Below are 23,527 nucleotides of genomic sequence, written 5' to 3' on the forward strand. Positions count from 1 at the left end.
CGCGCCCAGGCGCGGAGGACGGCGTCTTCACAGCGACCCCAAGCCGTGATCAGGTGCATCCCGACGTGCTGGCGCAGGTGCGTCCTCGGCGGGACGCGGGGTGGTGCTTGAACGGGGCTGACTCTGGCGGGCATTGCGGTTGCGGCTCATGAACGACGATCGCGAAGGCGCCTGGACCGCATCGGTGGGCGGCTCTGGGAGCGGCGACAGGTCCAGTGGGAGGGTGGTCCCGGAAATCTCGCCGTGTACCAGAACTGCTCGGTTGCCGAGCGCGGCCGGCAGCCCGTAGTGCACCTGCCCGTGCTCGTCGGCGTGGGTGTGGTCGATGACGACACTGACCACGACCGGCTCACCCGGCGCATACGGGCCCGAGCCCTCGCCAGTCGCCTCAGGACGATCCGGATCTGTGGACTGGTAGCCGTCGGGAAGGACGATGTCGGTGCGGGACCGCCCGCGGTCGACGGTCTCGACACGGATGGGGGTGTCCAGGTCGTTCGCGACCTGCTGCCGGGCCCACGGGACATCCCTACGACCCAGCCGCACCGTACCCAGGGCGGGCCTGGTCGGATCGTTGGACGAGGGCTGCCAGAGCTGGCCATCGACAGTGACCGTCAGGTGCCCGTCGACGTCGATATCGAAGCGAGCTCGGGGCAGCGTCACCGGCACCTGTCGGCGGTTCACAGTGCCGGCCCTGCTGTGGGCGGCGTGCTCGGAGCAGCCCGCAGGGGTGCTGATCGCTCGACAGGTGGCGCTGTGTGCGGCTGCCCTGTCTTCTTGGTGTCGGCCACCGGTGTGGAGCCTGCTGGGGTGGGTGGTTCGCCGTCCGAGACCTGTGGTGTCTCAAGGCGGTCGAGGGCTTGCAGGGCCGCGCTACGGACGCGTGCAGCGGTCTGCTGGATGGTCGTTACCGGTTCCTGCCCGGGCACGCGGGAGGCCCAGGTCGCGACATAGGGCACCGTGTACTGCTCGGTGTTCATGCCGTGCGAGGCGGCAATCATCAGGGCGAAGGACTCAGCCTCGACCTCGGCGATGCCTCGGTGGACGACGGCGTCGACGTTGTCCCTGTCGTGCAGGATGACGTGCCCGAGCTCGTGGGCGAGCGTCTTGACTCGGGCAGCCGGCTCCATGTCGGCGCGGACGTGGACGGTCCGCTTGAGCCAGTGCGTCACGCCATTTGCGCCGTCGATGGAGGCGGAGTTCGGGGCGTCGTGGAGCGTGAAGCCTGCGGCCTGGACCTGGTCGGCCAGACCGTCCCACAGTCCTGGTGGCGCTTCGCCTTGCAGCAGCGTCGGCATGGGCTGCGAAGGGATCGGCTCGCCCGATGTTTGGGAGACGTCCCAGACGTAGGCGGGCCGGACCCCGACCATGCGGCTCTTGGCGATCTCGCCTGGCTCCGGCTTCTCGCCCTTGCCCAAGCGGCGCCATGATCCGTCTTCGGTGACCGCGACCCGTGCGGTGACGGGGGCGAGGATCTGATAGCCGGCCTGGCCCTTGTCTACACTCCGCTCCAGGGCCTTCCACTGTTTGAAACCGGCAACACGGGTCGGGTACGGGTCCGGGACCCGCCCCGCTTCATGGGCCGCGGCGTGCTGCGCCCAGATGAGCAGGGTGTTGTTGAACGACCGGCTCCGGAACCGGGCGGCGAACTCGATCGCGCGCCGCCAGTCATCACCGGTGACCAGCCGCTCGACGGCGCTGGTGAGCTGCTCACGCAGCGCGTCGAGCTTGGTCTCACGGTCCGCGATCTTCTGCTCGAGCGAGCGGGTGTCGTTACGCATCTGGCCCTCCCACAGGTCCTGTGGGAGGAAGGTGCGTCAGCGACACCATGCCCTGGTTGCCGGTAATTCGAGAGGGCGGGAGCCGCCTATCTGCCCCTGTGCAGCGAGTGCGGCTCGCGCTCGCGTGGGTGTTCCCGGTCGTGCAGAACACGGACGCCGGGCACGATGAGAGGGTGAAACACGACGCTGCCGCAGTGAACCGACCGGTCCCCGGCCATCACGTCGCCGCGCGGCCGGCCTGCCACGTGGGCTCAGGCGCGGGGCTTTCGTGACAAGCCAACTGATGGCACTGCTGATGGCAGCGGTCATCCTGTTGGCGTTCTTCGGCGGCTACCTCATCGGGCGCTGGCGCGCCGACCGCGACCGAATCGTCGGGCGCCCCACCGAGCAGCCACCCGAACCGGGCTTGGCGAACTCACCGCGATGACGGATCGACCAGCCAAGTTCAACCGGTGACGGCAGTTCGACGTGCCCGTGTCGTGTCCCCTCGCGTCGAACGCGCGGGCGGGAGGGTGCGTGCGTTCAGAGGGCAGGACCCGATGAGCCGGGCGCTCCGGTGCGGGCGGCGAACGGCCACGGCTCCGCGTGGCTCGGTGTGTTGACGGCCCGTCCATCACCAGGTGCCAGGGGGAAGGGCAGCGAGCGATCCGGCCGCGACGTTCCGGCCAACCCAGGTGCACTATGTACCTTGTTGTGGATTCTCAGCGCTCCGGTCAGCCCGGCCTTGAGCAAGGTGACGACCCTGTCGGCGCTGGACATGGGCACACACAGCAGGGTGGCGACGTCGGCGACAGCCAGAGGCTGGGGACCGTGCCCCTGCAGGGCATAGGTGGTGCCGCGCAGAGCGAACTTCACGGTGAACGGCACCCTGGTCACGGGCTGGTAGGCATGGATCATCGCTGACCGTGCAGGGCCGCCCATGCTCGGTGCGGCGAACCGGACCCGGTCGAACTCCACATGGTCCGGGCCCAGGCCGGGCAGGAGCCTGATGGCATCCACCGCCCGCAGCACTGGGAGTTCCCACACCTGGGGAAGCATCAGTTCATCAGTCATCACTGTCTCCAGATCGTGGGGCGCGGTCAGGTCTCGGGCGTCTCCTGGCTTCAGAGCGGGATCAACGCGGGCGGTGGCGGCGGCCCGTCGGGCCCCGGGCCGGGCGGCACGAGCTTGTGGCCGGACGAGCCGCCGGCTGGGGCCGGTGTGGCTGGGCGAGGTGCGGTGATCAGGTTCATCGCGTCGGTGGCGTGCGTGATGATGCGTGCCACGCGCGCGTGCAGCAGCTCGTTGCTGCCGGAGCTCGTGACGCTGGTGATCGGCCCGGGAACGGCGCCGATAGGGATGCCGAGGCGAACGGCGTGCTGGGCGACCTTGATCGCTGCGCAGCGGTAGGCGCCCTCGGTGACCACGACGGCGTCGGCCAGCGCAGCCACGAGCTGGTTACGGGCCTGGGCGCGGGCGCGGCTCGACGGCCGGCCTGGCGGGCATGCGGTGACCTGGACGCCCCCGGTCGACACGGTCGACCGGAACAGCGCGGCTTCGTCGGCGGGGTAGGTGCGGCGGTCCAGCCCCGCGGGCAGCACTGCGATCGCTGGTCCACCGCCGAGCGCGACGCCGTGGAACACCGTGGCGTCGATGCCCGGCCAGCCGGCCCCGAGCACCGTGACTCCTCGATCGGTCAGGTCCACCCCCAGGGTGCGGGCAACGTCGCGGCCATAGGCGGTGGGGATACGTGCCCCGACCACTGCCACCCGCGGCGCGCTGCTGGTCAGGTGCGACGTGTCACCGCGGGTCCACAGCACCAGCGGATGGGTCGATGGGTCCCCGGCCAGCATCGGCCAGCCGGGCTCACCGGGAATCAGGGTGCCCAGCCCGAGCACCTCGGTGCGCAGCAGCACCCGGCTGACCTCCGCGAGGTCCAGCCGGCTGACGACGTCCTGGCGCCAGCGGGCCAGACGCTGGCTCTCGTGCTGGAGCGAGCCGTCGGCGATCCGCCGCACCAGCTCGACGGCGCCATGCGTGGAGACGAGCTGGGGTGCGAGCTCGTCACCGGGCTCACACCCCAGGGCCAGGACGACCCGCGCGCTGCGCTCATCCCCGGCGATCTCGGCGATCTCCGCCAGGTCCCGCTCCGGGGCCCGCGTCAGATCCTCTTCTGTTTCTGTGCGGTGCGGCTCCTGCTCGTCCATGCTGTGCCCCCTGGTGTGGTCCTTTTGGTACCCACCAGGTGCGTCCGCACCGTCAGACGCTCAGCGGCGACGCGTCCGAGAATTCGGTCAGGGGCGGTGGCGCCGCCTGCAGCACGACTGACGGCAGACATGCCGACGTTCTGCGGGCCGCCAGCAATTGACCGAGACGCCAAGAACTGTCTCGATCTGAGCGATCGCGACGGACACGTCCACCGGCCGACCGTCGGGCCCGTGCAGCACCCGGACCTGTGCCAGGCCCCCGCGAGGACGACGGACCCGCCACTGGTACCCGTGGTCGAACAGGACAGTGTCGACGGATCCGACCGGCGCGTCCGGTTCGTCGAGCTGGCCGGTGCGGACGGCGTTCAGAAGCCTCACACATGCCTTGCAGACGTTCGCCAGACCGTCGCGCGAGCGTCGTGATGATCTGGCGAATTCTGCAACTGGACGTCGCCGGAGACATGTCCCGCACTTCTTCAGAAATTCCTGGTTCATGGCGGAGAACATAGATGCCCCATCGTGGACTGTCAACGGCACCAAAACTTCGCATTTCCGGACTCCCGGAGGTTGGCAGTCTGGATTCTCCAGACTTCCGGAGTTCGGTACTCCGGGAGTCTGTAACTCTGGTATCGACGCAGGTCATCGCCATGAAAGGTGCGGATCGATACATCATTGCGAAGCATCTATCCATAGGGGAGAAATTGGTTGCGATAGGTCGCTGCTAGTCATTGGCAATGGTTGCGACGGATCTATCCGACTGCGCGGCGATGCCAGCCTGCCTGCTTGCGAACTGTCTTCAGAATGCGTGCGGAATGCTTGCTATCTGCCTGCAATTCACGAGCGAGTTCGGTGCTCCTGGACATCATGCTTGCGGCCGAGCCCCTGATGCCTTGGCTCCAGTTTCGAAGAGTCGGGCTTCGTCGGGATGGAGCTGTGCCTGGACCAGGAAGGACCTTCTCCGTATGCGCCACAGGCCCTGCCCCAGGCCGAGGGTGGGCAGCAGCGTGGCCTCGGTCCGTGTCAGGTCCAGTGCTTGGGCGGTGGCGCCGAGCTGGTCGGTCTCCTGCCGGTAGATCACCCGGGTCTCTGCGTTGGCCAGCAGGGCGGCGGCCAGCGAGCGTTGCGCGGTGCCGGTGTCGCCGACGTTGTCCAGGTCAGACAGGCGGTGGATGACGAGCATGTTCGCGATGCCGTAGTGGCGGGCCAGACGCCAGTGCGCGTCCATGCGGCGCAGCAGCGCCGGGTGGGACATCAGCCGCCAGGCCTCGTCGTAGACGACCCAGCGTTGCCCGCCGTCGGGGTCGGCCAGGACGCCTTCCATCCATGCTGACGCGCAGGTCATCAGGACGCTAAGGGCGGAGTTGTTCTCCGCGACCCTGGACAGGTCCAGGGACAGCATCGGCAGCGATGGATCGAACGTGACGGTCGAAGGACCGTCGAACAACCCGGCAAGGTCACCGCGCACGAGCCTGCGCAATGCGTGAGCGACGTGGCGCCCGTCCTCCGTCAGCCGCCCGTCGAGGTCGTCGTTCTTGTCGGGGGCCAGGAGGTGGTCGACGACGGTCGGCAGGACCGGCACGTCATTGGCGCGCATGGTGGCGTCCAGGGCGATGTCGATCGCGGTGTGCTCGACCGGGTGCAGCGGCCGGTCGAGCATGGCCTCGGTCAGCGCGCCGACCAGGGTCCGCCGCCGGGCGGCGACCTGCTCCGCCCATTCCGCGTCGTCGGTCCCGGTTGGGCGGTGGCCTTCGTCGAGCGGGTTGAGCCGCGCGGTCATCCCAGGGCCCAGGGCGATGGCTCGGCCGCCGACGGCGTGGGCGACGGCGGTGTGTTCGCCTTTGGGGTCGCAGGGGATGTAGACGCGGCGCCCGAACGCGAGGGAGCGCAGGTAGAGGGCCTTGGCCAGGGCGGACTTGCCGGCGCCGACGATCCCGGCCACGACCATGTTCGGTGCGGTGACCAGGCCCCGCTGGTAGAGCACCCATGGGTCGTAGACGAACGAGGATCCGGAGTGCAGGTCGCGGCCGACGAACACGCCGTCGGCTCCAAGGCCGCCTTCGGCGAGGAACGGGTACGCCGCGCCCCAAGTCGCGGACGTGTCCTGATGCTGCGCGACCCGGAACCGGATGGGAGTGCGCAGCGTCGCCGGGCCGTGGTCACCGGAACGGCGCAGGAACCGCAGGCCCTGAGTCTCAGCCCGTTCCGCGTCCAGGCGCTGCCGGGCGGACTGCATCCGGTCCTGACGGGCCCGGGCCAGCACAGCGGACGCGGCCCGCTGGCGAGCACGGCGGACCGACCTCTGTTCGCGGCCGGTGGTCAGGGTCGCGGTGTGGAACCGCTCGGGCTCCGGCGGTAGGGCGCTGCCGGGGTGGGAAGTCCGTTCCGTACCCTGGCCGGGGCCTGAGGTGGTCATCGCGACCGCTTGGCGGTCCGGACACGCGGCACATCTAGGGCGCCGTCGGTGTCGCTCTCGTGCCGGGCGTGACGCGCCTGGGCGCGGGGCCGCCCTCCCGCAGCGGCCGCGGTGGTGTTGGTGGCGGGGTACCAGGCGATGGCACCGGAGTGGCCCATGGCCAGGTCGAGATTGACGTAGGCCCGGCCGAACAGCTCGACGGCCTTGCGCAGATGCTCGACCGCGGTCAGGGCATGGACCTGCCCGGGTGCGGCCGCGCCCAGGTCGTCATGGGCCAGGTCCACGTTGTCGCGGTGGGCGGCCTGGACCTGGGTGGTGACCTGTTCCAGGCGGCGGACCACGGCGGCCAGGTCGGTGATTACCCAGTAGGTGTCCGCGGGGTCGTCGAGCTTCTGCGTCGAGTGCGCCAGCCGGCGCAGGGCCTCGGCGGCGTCCTCGGCGTCGTGCTGCGGGTTGGTGGTCTCCATGACGAGCTCCCTGTGCCTCGGTGAACGTGAACACCGAGCAGGTGCGTGGCCGGCGCCGTCAGCTGCTCATGCCGTCACAGGGACAGGCCGTCGTCGGGCCTCGTTCTTGGGGGCTCGGGATGTATCACGTGGCGAGCTGCGGTACGGGGTGCAGTCGCCTGCCGCACATCCGTGCGTGCGACCGCGGCGCCGGGGGCCGGGTCGCTGACGCCGGTGTACCGGTTGGGCCAGCCATCCGGGGCCTGGGCGGGGAACTCACGCAGCAGGTGCACCGTGCCCAGACCGGGCTGGAAGCTCAGGACGTACGGGCCGTCGCTGGCTTCGCGGGTGCCCGAGTAGCGCGGGACGTCGGCGTGGTAGTCCTGGTTGAACAGGGCCGCCTCGAGGGTCTCGGACCCGTAGTCCCACTGCGCGAGGTGGTCGATCGCGGCCTGGGTGCCCTGCTCCTGCAGGAGATCCACCACGGCGTGTCCTTCCGTGTCCTGGAGGAAGACCACCGAGTAGTACCGCCCGGGCGGCCATGCCGGCCTCTCGTCGATGGGCTCTGGATCAGAAGATGTGATCGGTGATGGGTCCGCCGTGGCCGGCTCGTTGGGCCCGAGGCCGTCGGGGTGCTCCAGTTCGAGGGCGAGCGTGGTCAGTTCGTCGGAGTTGAGGTAGGCGGCTTCGGTGACCCAAGCGGGGAATAGGTTCAGGTTCTCCGGGGCGCTGAGCGGGTTGCTCATCTGGTACCGGTAGGCCTCGGCCGCCGCGGACAGGAACGCTACGAGAGAGGTCATGCCCGCGGTGGTGTCGACGTCGGCGCCGACGCCGGAATGGATGTCCCGCCCGTCGTGTGGCAACGCGCCGGGAACGGTGGCATCGGCGATGCGGTAGCCGTACCGCTGGCGGTAGCCGCCGTGCTCGTCCGGTGTGGCCCCGTCGTGCCACAGCGCCAGGTGAAGAGAACCCGCATGGCGTGCGACCAGCATTCGGGTGCTGGGGGAGGCGTTGCTCATGCCGGACAGGTGTGCTCCGACGTACGCCAGCATGATCGGGTCAAGCTGTCGGCGGTCGGGCATGGCACCGGCCGCGCGGGTTCGAACTGTCCCGTGCGGCCGATGGTAGGGGCAGTGCCGGTCATGACATGTGGACATCGACTGCGACCGGTACTGGCCGCAGGTAGCGGCTACAGCGAGGGCTGGTGCGTGGGCTCCTCTCGTCGGGAGTGGCCAGAACTGGGGTTCGGCGGTGTGGGGTTGGTCAGGCGGGTGGTCTCGTTCTTGGCGCCGGCCAGGGGCTGGCAGACGAGGTAGATCAGGTTGGTGGCATCGGTGAACCCGTCAGCCGCCTTCACGGCAGGCGTGCGACGGGGGAAGGCACCGAGGTCGCCGGCCGGCGTCGGGGGCGCGGGTTGCTCGTAGCTGAGGCGGGCCAGGTGCGTGGTGACCGTGGCCATTTCCCTCAGTGCGCTCAGGAGCTCCTCGGTGATCTTGGGTGCCTGGTGGTCCAGGGTGGTCAGGCTGCTGGTCTCGCGGGCCAGGCGCCGCATCGTCTTCGCGATGGCAGCAGCGGTCTCGACCGGGTCCGCATCCATCTCGGTGGGGTGCGAGCCGAGGGCCCAGGGTGAGGGGGAGGCGGTCATGGTGGCTCCTTCTCGGACGCAGAGGGGTTCAGGGCGGTCGTCGAAGACGGGTCAGGCCTCGGGGTCGTCGAGGTCGAACGTCTTGTCGGTCGGCCTGACCAGCACCTCCTCGTGCAGTTCCATGCCTTCCATGAGCTCGTCGAGGAAGTCGACCGTGATGGTCCGCAGCCACTGGGGCAGGTAGTCCATGGACTCGTCGGGTTCGCAGTCACGGACGGTGTGTCCGATGGCCCACAGGTGCCCGAGCAGGTAGCACATGGCTGCATCGGTATCGACAGGGCCCTGGTTGTGCAGGTCGGTGGCGCGGTGCAGCTGCCCGGCGGGCTGCTGGTTGATGACGAGGTAGCTGTACCGATGCCGAACGCTGCCGTTCTCGCCAGGTTCGTCGCCGGTGTGCTGCAGCGAGAGGTAGCGCGGGCCGACCTGGGTGACGACCGGCCCCGTGTTGAGCTGGAGTGTGGGTGCGTTCATGCCTCGCAGGTGCTCGGGCATCCCCGCGGCAGTTCGGTGGGGCGCGCCTCGGCTCAGCTGGGCAGGACGGTGCGAGCAAACGCCTGCGCCTGCTGCCCCCAGAGCCGTCGGGTCTCGACCCCTGCCTGGATCGCGGCCTGCTCGACGGCGGCGACGTCGTGCTCGAGCCGCTCGGCGTCCTGCGCGCTGATGGTGATCAGACCCGTGGTGGTCAGGAGGCTGTGCCCGGCGGCGAGGTCAGCTTCCTGCTGCAGGACGTCGGCAAGCTCGGCCTGGTCGGTCGCGTCGGAGGTCTGTCCCATGCGGGCGCGCTGGGTGGCATCCGACAGGTGCCCGGTGCGACGGCGCCGCAGCTCGCGCATCGCGGCGTCCGTCCGCACGGGCCGGTAGGTCAGGGAGATGGTCCGTTCGACGCCGGAGGACAGCAGCAGAGGGGCGAGGAAACCGGGGTACGTCGGGGACTGGGGCCATTGAGCGATCCACAGCACGCAGTGGCGGGCGCCGTCCGCGCGCAGCTGCCCCCAGGTCTCGGTCACTGCGATGGGCCCAGCGGCGGCCAGTTCCCGGCCGAGGGTGGGATGGCGTTCCAGGGCCGGGCCGATGGCCGGGTCGTACGAGGTGCGCAGGTGGACCGCGAGCCGCCCTGCGTCGTACGGCTCACCGGGGGTGAGGTCGGCGGCGCGGAGCGCGATGGTCAGAGTCTCGACCTCCTGACGCAGGACCGTGGCGCCGCCCCGCAGCCCGCCTCCGGCGGCCCGTATCGTGCGGGCGGCGGCATTCAGGTCCAGGGACAGGGCGATAGTGGTGGCGTGCTGTTCCCCGGCAGGTCCGGCGCGGCCGATCAGGTCGGCGTAGGTCCTGCTGGCGAAGGACTCATCGTGGGTGCCGTGGGCCTGCCACCAGTCGGCCAGCGAGGCACCCGAGCCGGGCAGGGTGCGTTCGGTGACCTGCAGGGCGGCGATGTGCCCGGATCGGGAGACCGTGGCCAGTACGCGTCCCCATGCGGTGACTCGGCGTTGCTGCTCGCCGGGGTCCAGGAGCATGAACGCCGGGTGGGTGACCGGCAGCAGAGCGGTCAGAGTTGCGGCGTGCGGGTCGTGGACGAGGACGGCCCCGGTGATCGGGTCGGTGTACTGACGCAGCGCCGCGGCGTCACCGGGTAGCGCCAGGGTTCCGGCAGGGCGTGGCCGTGCCACCCGGCCGGTGGTGCGGGCGCGAAAGTCGCGCTGCCCGGTCACGGTGCGCCAGGCCCACGAGCCCGCGATAGGGACCCAGGTGATCGCCTGTCGCCCTCCCACCGGCACGAGTGCGGCGGCCGCGGCCCCAGCGAGCAGGACGATCGCGTAGTGGGCTCCGGTGCCGGTGTACAGCGCGATCACCAGAGGCAGGCCACCGATGCCGATGGTGGCCAGCTGGGTCGCTGTGAGGCCCAGGAGCAGGGCCCGCTTGGAGAGGCGCGAGAACTTCACCGCGCGAAGCGGTCCGCCCGTCTGCGCTTGGTCGCTCATGGGTTTACTCCCCGTCCTGGAACAAGATCCCGGGCTGCTCCCGGAGCGCTGCCGACGGCTGCGAGCCGTCACTGGCCGGGGCCGTCGGGCGTGCACCGGACGGGGTACCGGCCGGTGCGGGCTGGTCGCCGGCGGGGGCGGTCGCGTCCTCGCCGGTCTGTGCGGCCTGGCCGCCCAGGGCCTGCCCGGTCCTGCCGCCGGAGTCGAACGCAGTCTTGGCCAGTGCAGCGCCCGCGAGGACCGGACCTCCAGCACCGGCAGCCCCGGTCGCCGTGGCCCCGGAGCTTGCGCCCGCACCCGTCCCGGCCTCGGTGCCCGCTCCCGCCGCCCCGGTACTGCCGCCCACGCTGGTACCGCCCGATGCAGTCGTGGCCCTGGCGCCGCCCCCCGCACCGTCAGCGGCACCGCCACCGCCGCTGCCTCCGCCGGAGTCCAGAACCTTGGCCGGGTTCGGGCGGGGCCATCCGCCGGGCAGGTAGGGGACGGGACGGTTGAGGGCTTCCTTGGCGTCGGTCTCGGTGGTCATCGTCTGGTAGAGGTCGAAGCCGAGGAAGTTGAGGAACTTGTACGTCAAGTACGGCGCGAACGCACCGATGACCAGGAGCACGATCCCCGTGAGGGGTTCGGCCACGGAGGCGATGTCGGCCTGGATCGGTGCGGACATCTGCTCGGTCGCGATCAGGAAGATCACCACCAGCACCAGCTTGGACACGATCAGTGCGATCGTGAACGTAGCCCACTTGGTCACCCACCCACGGGTCGCGTCCCACGACGCCCCGGCCAAGGCCAGCGGTGCGAGGGCGATGGCGATCAGGATCAGGGCGGAGCGCACCAGCAGGCTGATCCAGACCGTGAACGCCCCGGTGAACGCCAGCCCCGCCAGGAACACCGCGAACAGCGGCCCGACCCCGACCACCGTGGACGAGATGGAGATGCCGGTGACCATGACGATCAGCCGGTCGCCGACCTGCTCCATGGTGGTCCCGGCTGCCTGGACCAAGCCGTGGCAGAGCTGGTCGGTGATCTCCAGCAACGCAGCGGTCAGCGTGACCACGAGGAACGAGCCCAGGATCGACTTGCCGAGCCCGAGGACGCCGCGCCCGAGGGCGCCGGGGTCGCGGCGGACCATGCCGGTGATGACCTGGAGCAGGAAGAACAGCAGCATGACCAGGATCGCGATCCCGAACACGAGTGCGTAGACCCGGCGAAACTGCACGCCTGTCACGTCGGTCATGGTCGTGGTCACCATCAGGGACCACATGCCTTCCATGACCCAGGCAGCCAGGTCTCCGACCAGGTCCGCCAACGGCTGGATCGGCGAGGCTGCTGTCGCTGCGGATCCCGCGCAGACCTGGGCGACGAAGGGGAGGGAGCAGATGTCCATCAGATCTGCTGCCCGAGGTCCCAGCCGAAGTTCACTAGGGCGACGGCGGCCCCGCACAGCACGCCGGCCGTGGCGGCGACCAGGATCCCGGTCTTGCCGCGGCCGGCGAGGTGAGGGTTGGAGGAGTTGGCGCCGAAGGCCCAGACGATCGCGGCGATGATCAGGGCGACCACGGCCAGGATCAGGCCGATGCTCATGATCGCGCCGACGATCTCCTTCAGCTGGGGGATCCCGGGTAGGCCACGGGTGTTCGGCCGGATGTCGATGTCCTCGGGTACGCGGGTTGCGATCCCTGCCGCGATCAGGGTGGCGTGCTCGGCGATGTTGGTGGCCGCGACGGACGCGGCGTGGGTGGCGGTCTGGATGGGCAGCATGGCGGTTCTCCCTCAGCGCGGTGGTGTCTGCGCTGGATAGGTGTGCCGCCGGCGCCAATGGGGGCCGCCAGACTGAGCATCGGGGGAGCTGCTAGAGGATGTGGCCGAGGTCGATCAGCCAGTTCGTCCACGCCAGGGCTGCGCCGTCGAGAACGGCGCCGGCGACGGAGACAAGGACGCCGGTGCGAGCCTTGGTCGTGGTCTGCCAGTTGCCGGACGCCGATGCGATGGCCCAGACGAATGCGCAGACGATGAACGTCGCGACGGCGACGACCATGGCGACGGTCAAGAGGGCCCCGATGATCCAGTACAGGCGACTACTGGCTACCGCGCCGAAGTTCGGGCCAACTCCCGCGACCAGGATCGGGGCAACCGCGAAGGAGATTGGTGAGCTTGTCATGGGGCGCAGGTGTGCGGCAGCAGCCGGCCGAAGGGTCGGCATTCGGGCCTGGCTTGGCAACCTGCTGGAGTTCGGGCACCCGCAGGGCGGTGGGTGGGCTGAATGCGTAGGTAGTTCGCTCTTGGTCCGGTCTGTTCGGCCAACGGCGGGCAAGCGGTGGTTGGCCAGGCCCAGAAGGTCACCCAGGAGGGTCATCTGGAGCAACCTTGCGGCGCCCCGATATCAGTCGAAGATGGATGCCGCCGGCCGCAGCGTGGAAACTGTTACGGGCATTTGGCGCCTTAGGAAATAAAATAAAAATCAGAGAGGGAACTTACCTGATCTGTTAGCGTAGGCCCGGAGATCGGGTAGTTTCGCCATGCAGGCCTCTATTTCGTGACGTACTCTCTTCAGGCCGGAGGGTAAAGTATGAGAATCGCCGAGATCTGCCAAGAATATTTGGCAGGACTCTTCGAATAGATCGATCTCCCTATTTACGGCAGCTCTGGGCTGCCAAAAAGCCGGGAGAAGATCTCCGTCGTATCTCCGCCGATTTTTTGACAGAGTCCCGATCTGTCCCCAGTCGAGCTTTTCGCCGCGCGCGGCCGCCGCCTGCTCGACGAGCTTTCGTTGGTCGCGGACCTCGGTGAAAAACGAGTCCACCGCGGACTTCATCGCCCTCGGACTGATGGAGTCCGTTCGGCGGACCTCGAACGCGAAGGCGACTTTTGGGCCCGCGATCCGCTTATGTTCCGCACCGTGCTGCATCTCGACAGAAATCATGTACACCCAGTCGATGACATCGGGCGTGCCCACTCCGACTTCAATCTGGAACCGGTCACCTTCGTCTGGTGCAATCACGTGAGAAATTGGTACGGTTACCCGCGCACCGGGGGCCGCCAAGGGCGCGGGTAACCGCACTCCGCCGTATAAAGCCTGGGGTGCTAATCGACTCTCCAATACACTGACTGCTTCGATGGGGGGTAGTGAAAATCTCGGGATCCTTGTGACGTGATCGATGCTTAGAATTACGGCTGTAAGGAATGCGGAGCCGCCTCCGCTATTCATCAGCTTTATGTCGAGCAGTGCCCGGTTTAGATATTCGAGATCGGGGCGGAACTGCTCGCTATCCAGTAGTCGCTGAGAATCGTTGGCGTATTCGATCGAGGACTCCTGGCTGATGATGACGAGTCCCGCCGGAGCATGTTTCTCTCGGCCATGTGATTCCGCTATGGCGTCCATCGACACCACTTTGGGTTCGGGCCGGCGCGGCCTTGCTGCGCGAAGGGTGGCCCATACGCCTAGCGCGGCGCACCCAATTGCCACAACTGCGCCGATCAGCACGTCCAACATCGGGCAATCGTCGCACTTTGACAGTGCGCGGCGCTATCCCTGGCCAGAATTGCTTTCTGTCTCGGTTGGTTGTTGGATCGATCCCCGCCTGGCGGCGACATCGGAGTCGGTGGCACATCAACAACGCCCGTCGCTGCACCTCGGGCCATCTGTTGTCGCACCACTGATCCGCAGCGAAATGCCAGGAGCGGGAGCTCGTTCTATCCGTCAGTGAGATGCGGACAGGACCCTGTGGCGGGCAGGGCGGCCGAGCCGTCCAGGGCGGTGGGGGAGTGGGACGCGAGCCAGGGTTCGGGGTCGGTGGGGTCGGCGTCGAACCCACCGGGGTGGATCTGCAGGTGAAGGTGTGGTCCGGTGGATTGCCCGGTGGAACCGACCTGCGCGACCTGGGACCCGGCGGTCACGAGGTCGCCCTCGGTCACGGCTATGGAGCCGTCGCTCAGGTGCGAGTACGCGGAAGCCACGTGCTGCGGGCGCTCGGGCCCGGCGAGGGTGTGGTCGATGACGAGCAGGTTGCCCGCGCGTGGGTCCGGGCCTGCGTAGGCGACGACACCGTCGGTCAGCGCGAGCACCGGGGTACCTGCCGGGGCGGCGTAGTCGGTCCCCGCGTGCAGTCTCCGTACACCGGTCACCGGGTGGATCCGCATCCCGAATCCGTGCGTGCGAGTCCAGATGCCGGTCGGCAGCGGGAACACGACGCGTGACGACACGGTCGAGGCGCCGTCGTGCTTGGCGTCGGTCGCATCAGGCGAGGACGTCAGCCGCTCCATGATCGCGCGTGCGACGGGCTCGTACTGCGCGTACCGGTCCGGGAACGCGGAGACCTCCACCGCCTGAGCGGCCGCGCCCTTGGAGAGCTGCTGCCAGTCAGGGATATCGAGCAGCCCGCGTGGTGACCCGTGGTTGGGGCCGGTCGGTCCGCCGAAGAATGCCGCGGCCTGATAGCTCGGGTCCATGAGCTGGGCGACGGTTCCCCAGCCGACCGCGGGCCGCATCTGGAACAGGCCCAGGCTGTCGTGGTCCTGCCCGGTCCCGTCGTGCGGGTAGGCCGTCGAGTCGGGGTAGGCACCGGGGTTGGCGAGCATCCGCAGGTGTGACTCGGTCAGTGCCGCAATGAGTGCGACCAGGACCCCGTGCCGTCCCACACCCTGAGTCGTGGAGCCAGTGGTGATGATCGTGGCGGCGTGACCGAGCTGGACCCGGTCCAGGCGCACGACCGCGCCACCCGTGGTCGACGCAGTCAGCTGCGTGGGCAGCTTCCCGACCGGACCCACCGTGTTGCCAGCGGGCAGGCATCCGGTGGTGGGGGCCAGGAGGGCGTAGGCGGTCAGCGCGGTGGGCGGCCCGAACAGGAACACCACCGCGGCGATGACAGCGAGGACGCGCATCATGGGTGTTCCTCAGAGCAGGGCGGCGTCGGAGGTGGACAGGCGCAGCAGATGGCACTGCTCGTAGGCCGGGGCGCAGGCCATGAAGATCGTGAACTGCACCTGCGAGCTCGCCGAGACGGCAGCGCCGTCCCAGGTCCCGGCCCGGTGCCGTATCCCGGTCACGGTGCGCGCGGTCGTGCCCTCGAGGACAGCCCCGTCGGGGGCCTGCGCCAGGGCGTCGCGCCACGTGGCGGGCTCGACGACGTCGGTGACTTCGAGCCACTGCCGGGTCTGGTACTGCGTCAGGTGCGTCCATGCCTTCGAGGTCGGCACGTAGGTCCGAAGGTCCAGCAATAGGCCCGGGGTTTCCTCACCAGTCGGGTCCGCGACGACCAGCAGCTGCTCGGTCAGGTCGGGCAGGTTGGAGTTGGTCGTATCCCACGTGAACACGGTCTCGGCCACCGACCGCGCGAACGCATCGGGGCTCGTCGTCTCAGGGACCGGCGCACTCGGCACTGGTGGTGGGCTGATGGGATTGTCGGCCGGGCTCTCGATCTCGCTCGCCGTGGCGGTGGGAGCCTCCGACGACGCGGTGACGTCGTCCTCGAGGGTGGTGCCCGGGGTCGTGAGCCGGAGCCCGACGGCGACGAAGACGAGGACCAGTGCGGCGATCAGGATGCTGAGAGCGCGGTGCTCGGAGACCCATGACCTGAGGTGTCGTGGGTTGATCATGGTCATGCCTCCGTGTGGTCGCGGCGGGCTGCCTGAGCCTGGTCGCGGGCTGCGCGGGCGGCGGCTGCGAACCGGGTGGTCTGGTCCAGAACGTTCTCGAACACCGCCCAGTCGGCATCGTGGGTGCCGGCGCCGACATCGGTGGGGTCGTAGTGCTCCCACCACCCGTCCAGGCCCTGCCACAGCAGCGCGAACGCCCGCAGCGAGTGCCGGCCCTTGCCGCGCGCGTCCCGATCCGACTCGGGATCGTTCAGCCGCTGGATCGCGGCGGCGACGACCTCGTCGACCTCCTCCTGGCTGACCGGCTCCACCGCTTGAGCGGTGGGGTCGGTGGCGGCGAGCTCCGCCTTGACCTCGTCGTACAGCGGGAACACAGACGCTCCCTCGCGGATCTGTTCGAGGGCCTCGGCCGCCAGCGACCGGACCCGCTCGGGGCGGGCGGGGTCCTGCGCGATGTCGGACAGGGTCGCGATGCGGTCCAGGCGGGAGTAGGACGCCTTCCCGGTGACCATGCGCGCTGCCTGGGCCCGAGTGCGTTCGCGCAGGTCACGCGGTGGTGCCAATTTGGCACCACCGTCGATGTCCGAATTAGCCCCCGCCTCTCCGGGCTCCGTGGCAGTGCCCGGGGCGTCGTTCTCCGCGCCGAAGCGGGTGTCCGACTGTCGGCGTGCGGCGTCCTCGGCCAGGAGCTGCTTGATCTCCCGGTACAGCTGCGCCGCTTCGACATCATCAAGGGGCTTGCGCAGCTGTTCCTCGTCGCGTTCGGCCAGCACCTCCTGGAGCCGGTCGGATATCCCGCTGCGTACCCACGGTCGTGTGGTGGTCCAGCCCAGACGGTGGATCGCGACCAGGCGCCGGTACCCGCACACCAGGACCAGGTCCGGGGTCACGGTGATCGGCTGCAGCAGCCCGAACTGGTCGATCGACGCCGCAAGGGCATCGATGTCGCCGAGGTCGTGTCGGTGCCGTTCGCCGACAGTGATCGCGTCGACGGCGACGTCCAGGCGCAACACACCTTCCGCGGTGTCCTGCTTCTGCCCCCGGGGCTCAGGCATCGCACACCACCCGCAGGTCGGGCCGCACCGTGCCTTCGGGCGCCGCGGCGCGGGCGGGGCTGGTGGTGATCAGCGCGCGTACGAGTCGCTCGTCGGTGAGCAGCTTGGCGGTGCGCTGCCCGCGCATCAGCCGTTCCAGCAGCCCGTCGCGGACCGCTAGTGCCGGGTGGTGGGGGTGGCCGAGGACGACGGCGCACAGTGCGGTCCAGCGCCGCAGCTCCAGATCGAACCGGCCCAGCGCCGTCTTGTCACGGCGCAGGTACTCGAACGCTCGAGTCGTGTCCCCGGTGATCGTCAGGCGTTCGGTGATGTAGTCCAGGCACGCCCGGGCATGGGTGACCCTCCAGCCGAAGCCCGCCAGGACCTTCGTGGCGAGGTCCAGCGCGATGCGGGTCTCGACCGTCGCGACCCGTGACGGTTGCGATGCGACCACGGCCCCAGTCGTGTCGAGGTGATCCAGGAGCGCTGGGTCGACCGAGACCGCTTCACCGGTGATGGCCTCAACTGATCGGGCGCCGTCGAGCTCGTAGTCGCTGAACCTCGTCGCGTCGTGCTGGTCGGAGGTCAGCAGCCGCCGGGCGCGCGACTGGTCGCACAGCAACCCGTTGGCGCGGTCCTCGGCCATCAGCGACAGCTGCACGGCCCGGGTCACCACACCCCACGGGTCGTCGGCCTCCGCGGTCGCCGGCGCGCGCAGGACCTCGAACGAGGCGAACGCGGCGTCGTGCGGCGTCTGCCGGTACTTCTTCGCCATGCCCGCGTACTTGGTCATGCAGAACTCGATCAGCTCCGTCGCCTCCCGATCAGTCGACCAGGCGTCCGGGCCGTCCATGTGCAGGCGCAGCAGCAGGATCCGCAGGCCCTCACCGGTCATGAACAACGGCTCCTTGTCCGCGGTCATAGCGGGTGCGTGAGTCATGGGAAGCGTCGTCGTGGTCATCAGATACCCGTCCTCTCGGAGCCGTGCTGTGGTGCGGTTGGTTCCTGGCGCCGGCCCCCTGGGGTGAGCACCCGCTTGGCGGCCTTGATGGTGTTCTTCGCTGCCACGGTCGGGCGACGCAGCGCGCGGCGCACGATCGCGGCATGCAGGTCCACGCCGCGCACCAGGACCTTCCGGGTGACCAAAGACGGCAGGTCTCCGGACCGGACCCACATGACCTCCCGGCCGCGTGGCGAGAGGATCGGGGCCTCTGCCCGGGTGGTCTTGCGGCGGGCCCGGGCGTCGAACGCGTGCGCGTCGGTGCCCGGCAACTTGGCCGGGGTCGTGGGCGGGACCGGCTGGGTACGCGGGCCCCGGTTGTGCTGCGAGTGCGGGGAATGCGGGTTCACAGGCTCACCACCTCAGGCGGCCGACGACTCGAGCCGTCGGCAGGGAACGCCGGCTGTGCGCCCGCAGGTATCGGGCGCGGGTCCGTGGCGCGGACATGCCGGCGGCCCGGCGGCACCGCGCCGCTGTGCGCCAGGGACAGTCGCCTGTCTCGCGCGGCGGCCGGATCGACGAGGCTCTGCAGTGCGCCCGCGTTCACTGGTCCCGTGCGTGTATTTCCGGGGCCGACGAGCTGGGGGCGGGTGACGACGCCGTCGGCGCGCAGAACCAGCGACGGCGGCAGCAAGATGTGGCTACCTTCGCCGTGGAAGCCCAGACCCGACCGCGGCGCGTCCCAGGACGGCTGGGTTGCCTGCGGCGGGTGGGGAAAGACCAGATGCAGTCCACCGGTCGGTGTGCTGATCGCCAGCCCCGGAGGGGGCAGCAGACCTGCCCGCATCGCGAGGCGAAGGGCACTGAAGCCCGACCGGTTGCGGTCGGCGTAGACCTCCACGACATCGAGACCCGAGGCGGCACCCGTCGGAACCGCGAGGTTAGTGGCCGGGTACCGTGACCACCACGAGGCCACCCGGTCCAGATCAGACGACGCGGTACGCGGCCCACTGGGCAGCAAAGGACGCGCGCTGCCCTGGATACAAGGGAAGACCGGCACGCCCGCGTCGGCTAGCAGCAGTGCTGCCTCGGCGGTGCCCCTGGTGCCCGCGGCGCGGCGGACCGTGTCCAGCGGTGCCGGGTCGAGCTTGTGCGTGGTGTCCATGGCTCGACCTTGGCGATCGAGCGCGCGCTTTCCGCACACCTAACGTGCGCACACCACGGGTGCGCGCGGTGTACGTGCAGGTCAGCAGCGCGCACCAAGTCGTTTCAAACAAGGGGCTGACGCGGCTGCAAGAGGGGAACTCGACCTTGGAATGCAGCGGGTGCGCGGCAGGCGTGCGCCCCAATCTGCGGCAGGTGTGCGCGCCTCAACCCAAGGTGCGCGCACACGGCTGTGCCGGGCTGTACGGCTGCTCGCGATGGGACATGACGTCCGCAGCTGCACGATCGGCCCGAGGCAAAGTCTGTCCGCCTGGTACGGGCAGGCCGGAAGGCTGCACTGGTGCTTGAGATAGATCGGCCATCACCAGCGGGAGCAACACCCGACGACGCACCACCCCGGTGCGGGGTTACTTACGTCGTTCGTCGAGGTACTCGCGGATGCGTTCTCGAAGGGCCGGGTCGGTGAGCGCCCTATTGCATGTCTCGGTCACGTAGGTTCGGGTGCTGCTGTGCCAGTCGGTCGCGGCGTCCGTAACGAGCTGGCCGCATGCGCTGACGATGTCGTCGTCAGTGATCGGCCGATACCTTTCCCAGGCAGCGTCGACGACCGCACCGACGCCGAGCAGCACGATGGCACCGAAGGTGACGACCGTGAACCATCCGAGGCAGCCAAGTCGCTGGGGTGTGCTGCCGATCGCCAGGGTGTCCTCGCCGCTCATGCCGCCGATCCTTCCAGCCGGACTCTGGTTCCGGCAGGGAGACGCTCGATCGGCGAGCCTGCACCGGACGAGACTGCCGACTCAGCGGTTCTTCTTGCCCGATGGTTGTGGAGTCATGCCGCGCCGGGCGGTGATCTCGCTGGTGCGTTCCGGCGGGTCCGGTGGGGGCCACTCGTCGTCGCTGCGGTCGTAGATCTCTTCGGCCAGGCGTTTGCGGGCCAGTTCGGCGTGTCCGGTGACGTACTGGATGGTGATGTCGTCCAGCCGTGAGGTCTCGTCGTCGGGGTTTGCCTGCTTGCCGACGTGTGCCGCCCACCGGGCCAGCTCGATGTTCTCCTCGGCCATCGCTCGGGTGTGCACCAGGTGGGCGACGTCACCGATCGCTGCGGTCATGGTGTGGTCGATCCGGTCGCCCTCGAACAGCCAGGTCCACCCCTTGGAGCGGGTCTGACTGAAGGGGCGGCCCCGCACGAGCCTGAGCGCCGTGACCAGATCATCGATCCCGTCGGCGCCCCGGGCCCGCGCCCGGGCCTGCAGACGTTGGAACAGGTCGATATCGACCAGCAGCCCCTCGACCTGGTACGCGGGCGTACCCGACGCAGCGGACGCGGCCGTCTCGGTCGCGTCCGGGACATAGAGCCGGCCGGTGACGGGGTCGGTGCCGAGCCAGGCCCGCACCCCCGTGACCAGCGAGCGGCCACGGCCCTTGACGATGCCGAAGTCCTCGGCCAGCTCGGCCGAAGTCACACCCCCAGGATGGAGAGCGAGATATGCCAGCGTCTCCACGTGCAGAGCCTTGAGGCGTGCAGTGGGTTCGGTGATCCTCCCGTACCCGGTCGCGGCCACCGGCCCGAGCAGCATCAGCCGCGGACGTCGGTACCGGTCCGGGTCGAACCATGCGGCCACGTCCTGGTCCAGGGTGGGGTCGGCGTCGTGGACCTTCTTGCCAGCTGGCTGTGGTGGCACTACAGGTGCCAGGGTCTCGACGTCCTGCACTGTGGTGGCAGCGGCCTCGATGTAGTCGGCGGTCGGCGCAGGAAGGATCGACCAAGGCCCGGCCGGTGCGTGTGGGTCGACGGGGCGCGGCTGCGCGGCCGGATTCTCCAGGGAGCCAGGAGCCGGTGTATGGCCCGCTAGCACCGGTTCGGCCTCTGAGGGCGGAGCCATGAGACTTGCGGGCTCCAGGGCCGTGGGCTCGGCCTGTGGTTCTTCGGCGGCTCGGGTGACCTCGACGATGGCGACCGACGCGGCCAGTTCGTGCTCGGCCAGCCCGACCGCGGCCAGATCCCACCCCAGGGCAGGTACGCGCAGCCTGCCGTCGCGGACGTCGACGACGAGCCCAGGTGTGGTCGGCTCGGCGAGCACCGGTGACGGTTCGGCAGCTGCACCGAGCTGAACGACCGCAGCACCGGCCCGTCCTTGTTCGGTCCCCAGGTCCGCGGCGAGGGTGTGCAGAGCGGATTGGGTGGTCGTCCCGATACCTGGCGCCGCGATGAGGGCATGCGACTCGTCCCGTTCTGGCTCAGCTGTTCGTCGCGTGGCCTTGACCGCGCTTTCGACCTCGCTGACGCAGGCGAGAGTGTCGTAGTCGTCGGACAGCGCGTGGTGGTGGCGGAAGTCGGACAGGCCCGCCACGTCCCAGCTGGTGGCCAGGGTGTGCAGTGTCGTGTTCTCCGTCCAGGGGTGCAGCAGCAGCTCGGCCGTGATGTACCGCCCGAAGGCCTCGACCGGTCCGGGTTCGCCGGTCACGGTCACGGCGCCGGCCCGTTCGAGGTCCAGGAACCACACATGCCCGGCCTCGTCCATGCCGACGGTCACCAGTAGCGGGTACGGCGCCAGCACATCGTCCGTCACGGTCTCCGCCGGTGCCTCCGACAGAGCCGCCGCCCACCGGGCACCAGACCCGACCCACGGCAGCGGAAGGTCGGCCGGCGCGGCCAAGTGGACGATCGCGTCGGTCCCGGTGAGCTCGACACCGACCAGGGCCGGCATGCCCCCGGTCGAGTCACCCTGGTGCGATGCGGCCAGGCCGCGCAGGAGGCGGTCCAGGGCGTCGATGTCTCCGATCCAGGCCTGCCCGGTAGTCGTGATGGTGCGTTCGACTGGCACCGTGCTGCTGGGGGCGGGGGTGATGCGGTGGCCGGGGCGCCGGTAGCGCCACTGGGTTGCCCGGCGGCGCCGCAGCAGCATTACGAGCAGCGCCGCGAGTATCGCGCCACCACCGGCGAGCCCAGACACGAGCCACGCGGGACCCACGACCTCGCTCTGCTCCTCCGAGCCGAGGTCTTCCTGGGCTTCCAGGGCACTGGTGGCTTGCAGCTCGTCGGTAACCGTGGGTGCGGGCATGGACTGGGGACCCGGTGGGGGCGTCGGCCCCGCCCAGGGGTTGGTGCGAGGGGCCGCCTCGGTCGCGTCCGGGGACGGAGCCACACCGCGCACACCTTGGTGTGCGGCGGTCTCGTCCTGAGCTGGGACCGCTCGATCGGGTCCGGCGTTACTGCGATCCGTCTCAGGGCGGTCGCCGTCGGGATTGGTGTCCACGTCCGGCTCGTGTTCGGAGGCGGCGTGCTCCTGTGCACGGTCCTGCACGGCCGTTGTCTCTGGGGCGCCCGAGTCCTCGGCAGCGGTCTCCGTGTCGGCCAACCGTTCTGCCGCTGTCTCGCTTGCCGGGGTGGATGCCTTGGGCTTGGGCGGGGCAGGTGTGAGGGCGGGGATGGTCAGGCGCCAGCCTGGCTTGATGTGGTCGGGGTCGGTCAGCTGGCCGCCGTCGGGCTGCACGGTCTGCTCGGAGGCGCGCACGATGTCGGGGTACCGGTCGGCGTCACCCAGCTCGTCGAGCGCGATCTGAGTCAGGATGTCCCCGAGCCGGACCGTGTAAGTCTCCTCGCGCGGCGCCTCGTCGTTGGCCTCCATCTCGGCTGCGGCGACGTCCTGCCTGGTGCTGTCCTCGACGCCGTCGTCGGCTGGAGGGGCGGGCAGACGCAGGACGGTTCCGGGGACGAGAAAGTCGGGTCGGCCGGCTAAGACCGTCTGGTTCAGGTCTTTGAGGTCGGTGAATCGCATGGGGTCGCCGAGTTGGTCGCGGGCGATGCTCCACAGGCTGTCGTCCGCGACCACCGTGTACGACACGGTCCGCGGCCGCGCGGGTCCCGAGCTGTGTTCGTCCTGGTCGGACGTGGTGTGCGCGGAGGTGTGCGCAGGTGTGCGCGGTGCGTCAGAGCCCGCCGAGGTGGTGTGCGGGGCGGTGGTCTCGGTGGGTGAGGTGGCCGCGTCGGCCGGGGTCTGGGCCAAGGCCGGTGGGATGGAGACGGCGAACAGCAGGGACGCGGTGGTCAGCAGGCGTCGGGCCAGACCGCGCTGGAACCCGAGCCGTCCCGGGACCGCGATCCTGCCGCTCAGGGCGACGGCCTCGAGGACGATGGTGAACGTCAGGTAGGCCCAGGCGGCCCAAGTGACGCAGCCCAGCACCACGACCACCAGGGTCGTGCTGCCGGCACTGGTCAGGACCAGCCCGAGGTCGTCCCACCCGAACCCGGCGGGCAGGAGCCGGTGGCGTGCCAGCTCCAGCACTACGGGGATCCCGACCACGAGCAGGAGCAGCCCCATGGAGGCGGCCAGGCCGCGCAGCCGG

At 69.5% G+C, this 23,527-nt stretch carries 23 protein-coding genes; 1 reads left to right on the forward strand and 22 read right to left on the reverse strand.

Annotation, left to right across the window (positions count from 1 at the left end):
- Nucleotides 1-27 precede the first annotated feature (27 nt).
- Both ACFU5G_RS00730 and ACFU5G_RS00735 read right to left on the reverse strand, forming a co-directional pair.
- Nucleotides 28-660, reverse strand: a complete 633-nt coding sequence (locus ACFU5G_RS00730) for a hypothetical protein (protein WP_377239723.1) — start codon at nt 658-660, stop codon at nt 28-30.
- Nucleotides 661-677: 17 nt separating this feature from the next.
- Complete coding sequence (locus ACFU5G_RS00735; protein ID WP_377239725.1) at nt 678-1,778, reverse strand: ArdC-like ssDNA-binding domain-containing protein; 1,101 nt, start codon at nt 1,776-1,778, stop codon at nt 678-680.
- 283 nt (nt 1,779-2,061) lie between these two features.
- Here ACFU5G_RS00735 and ACFU5G_RS00740 point away from each other — a divergent pair, with 283 nt between their 5' ends.
- Complete coding sequence (locus tag ACFU5G_RS00740; protein ID WP_377239727.1) at nt 2,062-2,205, forward strand: hypothetical protein; 144 nt, start codon at nt 2,062-2,064, stop codon at nt 2,203-2,205.
- A 95-nt stretch (nt 2,206-2,300) separates the two neighbouring features.
- On the opposite strand, the gene ACFU5G_RS00745 is transcribed toward ACFU5G_RS00740, so the two are convergent.
- The 20 genes from ACFU5G_RS00745 to ACFU5G_RS00840 form a co-directional block, all read right to left on the reverse strand.
- Nucleotides 2,301-2,831 carry a hypothetical protein gene (locus ACFU5G_RS00745; protein ID WP_377239730.1) on the reverse strand — a complete coding sequence of 177 codons (531 nt, stop codon included), beginning with the start codon at nt 2,829-2,831 and terminating at the stop codon, nt 2,301-2,303.
- Nucleotides 2,832-2,881: 50 nt separating this feature from the next.
- Entirely contained in the window at nt 2,882-3,964 is a 1,083-nt protein-coding gene (locus ACFU5G_RS00750; RefSeq protein WP_377239732.1) for a DNA-processing protein DprA, read from the reverse strand.
- An 862-nt stretch (nt 3,965-4,826) separates the two neighbouring features.
- Nucleotides 4,827-6,377: an ATP-binding protein gene (locus ACFU5G_RS00755; RefSeq protein WP_377239734.1), complete on the reverse strand. Its 1,551-nt coding sequence runs from the start codon at nt 6,375-6,377 to the stop codon at nt 4,827-4,829.
- On the reverse strand, nt 6,374-6,844 hold the full coding sequence (locus ACFU5G_RS00760) for a hypothetical protein (RefSeq protein ID WP_377239736.1): 471 nt from the start codon (nt 6,842-6,844) through the stop codon (nt 6,374-6,376). The genes ACFU5G_RS00755 and ACFU5G_RS00760 overlap by 4 nt, the downstream gene beginning before the upstream one ends.
- 74 nt (nt 6,845-6,918) lie before the next feature.
- Entirely contained in the window at nt 6,919-7,905 is a 987-nt protein-coding gene (locus ACFU5G_RS00765) for a hypothetical protein (protein WP_377239738.1), read from the reverse strand.
- A 107-nt stretch (nt 7,906-8,012) separates the two neighbouring features.
- Nucleotides 8,013-8,468, reverse strand: a complete 456-nt coding sequence (locus ACFU5G_RS00770; RefSeq protein ID WP_377239740.1) for a hypothetical protein — start codon at nt 8,466-8,468, stop codon at nt 8,013-8,015.
- A 51-nt stretch (nt 8,469-8,519) separates the two neighbouring features.
- Entirely contained in the window at nt 8,520-8,939 is a 420-nt protein-coding gene (locus tag ACFU5G_RS00775; protein WP_377239742.1) for a hypothetical protein, read from the reverse strand.
- Between the two features lie 53 nt (nt 8,940-8,992).
- Nucleotides 8,993-10,447: an SCO6880 family protein gene (locus tag ACFU5G_RS00780; protein WP_377239744.1), complete on the reverse strand. Its 1,455-nt coding sequence runs from the start codon at nt 10,445-10,447 to the stop codon at nt 8,993-8,995.
- Between the two features lie 4 nt (nt 10,448-10,451).
- Complete coding sequence (locus ACFU5G_RS00785; RefSeq protein ID WP_377239747.1) at nt 10,452-11,681, reverse strand: conjugal transfer protein TrbL; 1,230 nt, start codon at nt 11,679-11,681, stop codon at nt 10,452-10,454.
- 149 nt (nt 11,682-11,830) lie between these two features.
- Nucleotides 11,831-12,205: a DUF6112 family protein gene (locus tag ACFU5G_RS00790; protein WP_377239750.1), complete on the reverse strand. Its 375-nt coding sequence runs from the start codon at nt 12,203-12,205 to the stop codon at nt 11,831-11,833.
- Nucleotides 12,206-12,296: 91 nt separating this feature from the next.
- Nucleotides 12,297-12,605 carry a DUF6112 family protein gene (locus tag ACFU5G_RS00795; protein ID WP_377239753.1) on the reverse strand — a complete coding sequence of 103 codons (309 nt, stop codon included), beginning with the start codon at nt 12,603-12,605 and terminating at the stop codon, nt 12,297-12,299.
- A 300-nt stretch (nt 12,606-12,905) separates the two neighbouring features.
- Entirely contained in the window at nt 12,906-13,937 is a 1,032-nt protein-coding gene (locus ACFU5G_RS00800; protein WP_377239757.1) for a hypothetical protein, read from the reverse strand.
- A gap of 200 nt (nt 13,938-14,137) precedes the next feature.
- Nucleotides 14,138-15,328: a M23 family metallopeptidase gene (locus ACFU5G_RS00805; protein ID WP_377239760.1), complete on the reverse strand. Its 1,191-nt coding sequence runs from the start codon at nt 15,326-15,328 to the stop codon at nt 14,138-14,140.
- 9 nt (nt 15,329-15,337) lie between these two features.
- On the reverse strand, nt 15,338-16,039 hold the full coding sequence (locus ACFU5G_RS00810) for a hypothetical protein (protein WP_377239762.1): 702 nt from the start codon (nt 16,037-16,039) through the stop codon (nt 15,338-15,340).
- A 2-nt stretch (nt 16,040-16,041) separates the two neighbouring features.
- Nucleotides 16,042-17,094, reverse strand: coding sequence for a ParB N-terminal domain-containing protein (locus tag ACFU5G_RS00815; RefSeq protein WP_377239765.1), 1,053 nt, complete (start codon nt 17,092-17,094; stop codon nt 16,042-16,044).
- The gene (locus tag ACFU5G_RS00820) at nt 17,087-17,995 is read right to left on the reverse strand and encodes a hypothetical protein (RefSeq protein ID WP_377239767.1); all 909 of its coding nucleotides are present in this window, start codon (nt 17,993-17,995) and stop codon (nt 17,087-17,089) included. The genes ACFU5G_RS00815 and ACFU5G_RS00820 overlap by 8 nt, the downstream gene beginning before the upstream one ends.
- A gap of 38 nt (nt 17,996-18,033) precedes the next feature.
- Nucleotides 18,034-18,423, reverse strand: a complete 390-nt coding sequence (locus tag ACFU5G_RS00825; RefSeq protein WP_377239769.1) for a hypothetical protein — start codon at nt 18,421-18,423, stop codon at nt 18,034-18,036.
- Nucleotides 18,420-19,178, reverse strand: coding sequence for a bifunctional DNA primase/polymerase (locus ACFU5G_RS00830; RefSeq protein ID WP_377239771.1), 759 nt, complete (start codon nt 19,176-19,178; stop codon nt 18,420-18,422). The genes ACFU5G_RS00825 and ACFU5G_RS00830 overlap by 4 nt, the downstream gene beginning before the upstream one ends.
- Nucleotides 19,179-19,584: 406 nt before the next feature.
- Nucleotides 19,585-19,896, reverse strand: coding sequence for a hypothetical protein (locus tag ACFU5G_RS00835; RefSeq protein WP_377239773.1), 312 nt, complete (start codon nt 19,894-19,896; stop codon nt 19,585-19,587).
- 81 nt (nt 19,897-19,977) lie between these two features.
- The gene (locus tag ACFU5G_RS00840) at nt 19,978-23,373 is read right to left on the reverse strand and encodes a LysM peptidoglycan-binding domain-containing protein (RefSeq protein WP_377239775.1); all 3,396 of its coding nucleotides are present in this window, start codon (nt 23,371-23,373) and stop codon (nt 19,978-19,980) included.
- Between the last annotated feature and the right edge of the window lie 154 nt (nt 23,374-23,527).

It is taken from the genome of Promicromonospora sp. NPDC057488 (assembly GCF_042802395.1).
In the GTDB taxonomy this organism is placed as follows: Bacteria; Actinomycetota; Actinomycetes; order Actinomycetales; family Cellulomonadaceae; genus Promicromonospora.

Coding starts and splice junctions, on each gene's coding strand:
- ACFU5G_RS00795 (WP_377239753.1), bottom strand. CDS start 12,605: ATGACAAGCTCACCAATCTCCTTCGCGGTTGCCCCGATCCTGGTCGCG.
- ACFU5G_RS00820 (WP_377239767.1), bottom strand. CDS start 17,995: ATGACCGCGGACAAGGAGCCGTTGTTCATGACCGGTGAGGGCCTGCGG.
- ACFU5G_RS00740 (WP_377239727.1), top strand. CDS start 2,062: ATGGCACTGCTGATGGCAGCGGTCATCCTGTTGGCGTTCTTCGGCGGC.
- ACFU5G_RS00770 (WP_377239740.1), bottom strand. CDS start 8,468: ATGACCGCCTCCCCCTCACCCTGGGCCCTCGGCTCGCACCCCACCGAG.
- ACFU5G_RS00750 (WP_377239732.1), bottom strand. CDS start 3,964: ATGGACGAGCAGGAGCCGCACCGCACAGAAACAGAAGAGGATCTGACG.
- ACFU5G_RS00765 (WP_377239738.1), bottom strand. CDS start 7,905: ATGCCCGACCGCCGACAGCTTGACCCGATCATGCTGGCGTACGTCGGA.
- ACFU5G_RS00755 (WP_377239734.1), bottom strand. CDS start 6,377: ATGACCACCTCAGGCCCCGGCCAGGGTACGGAACGGACTTCCCACCCC.
- ACFU5G_RS00835 (WP_377239773.1), bottom strand. CDS start 19,896: ATGAGCGGCGAGGACACCCTGGCGATCGGCAGCACACCCCAGCGACTT.
- ACFU5G_RS00775 (WP_377239742.1), bottom strand. CDS start 8,939: ATGAACGCACCCACACTCCAGCTCAACACGGGGCCGGTCGTCACCCAG.
- ACFU5G_RS00790 (WP_377239750.1), bottom strand. CDS start 12,205: ATGCTGCCCATCCAGACCGCCACCCACGCCGCGTCCGTCGCGGCCACC.
- ACFU5G_RS00780 (WP_377239744.1), bottom strand. CDS start 10,447: ATGAGCGACCAAGCGCAGACGGGCGGACCGCTTCGCGCGGTGAAGTTC.
- ACFU5G_RS00745 (WP_377239730.1), bottom strand. CDS start 2,831: ATGACTGATGAACTGATGCTTCCCCAGGTGTGGGAACTCCCAGTGCTG.
- ACFU5G_RS00800 (WP_377239757.1), bottom strand. CDS start 13,937: ATGTTGGACGTGCTGATCGGCGCAGTTGTGGCAATTGGGTGCGCCGCG.
- ACFU5G_RS00805 (WP_377239760.1), bottom strand. CDS start 15,328: ATGATGCGCGTCCTCGCTGTCATCGCCGCGGTGGTGTTCCTGTTCGGG.
- ACFU5G_RS00810 (WP_377239762.1), bottom strand. CDS start 16,039: ATGATCAACCCACGACACCTCAGGTCATGGGTCTCCGAGCACCGCGCT.
- ACFU5G_RS00735 (WP_377239725.1), bottom strand. CDS start 1,778: ATGCGTAACGACACCCGCTCGCTCGAGCAGAAGATCGCGGACCGTGAG.
- ACFU5G_RS00815 (WP_377239765.1), bottom strand. CDS start 17,094: ATGCCTGAGCCCCGGGGGCAGAAGCAGGACACCGCGGAAGGTGTGTTG.
- ACFU5G_RS00830 (WP_377239771.1), bottom strand. CDS start 19,178: ATGGACACCACGCACAAGCTCGACCCGGCACCGCTGGACACGGTCCGC.
- ACFU5G_RS00760 (WP_377239736.1), bottom strand. CDS start 6,844: ATGGAGACCACCAACCCGCAGCACGACGCCGAGGACGCCGCCGAGGCC.
- ACFU5G_RS00785 (WP_377239747.1), bottom strand. CDS start 11,681: ATGACCGACGTGACAGGCGTGCAGTTTCGCCGGGTCTACGCACTCGTG.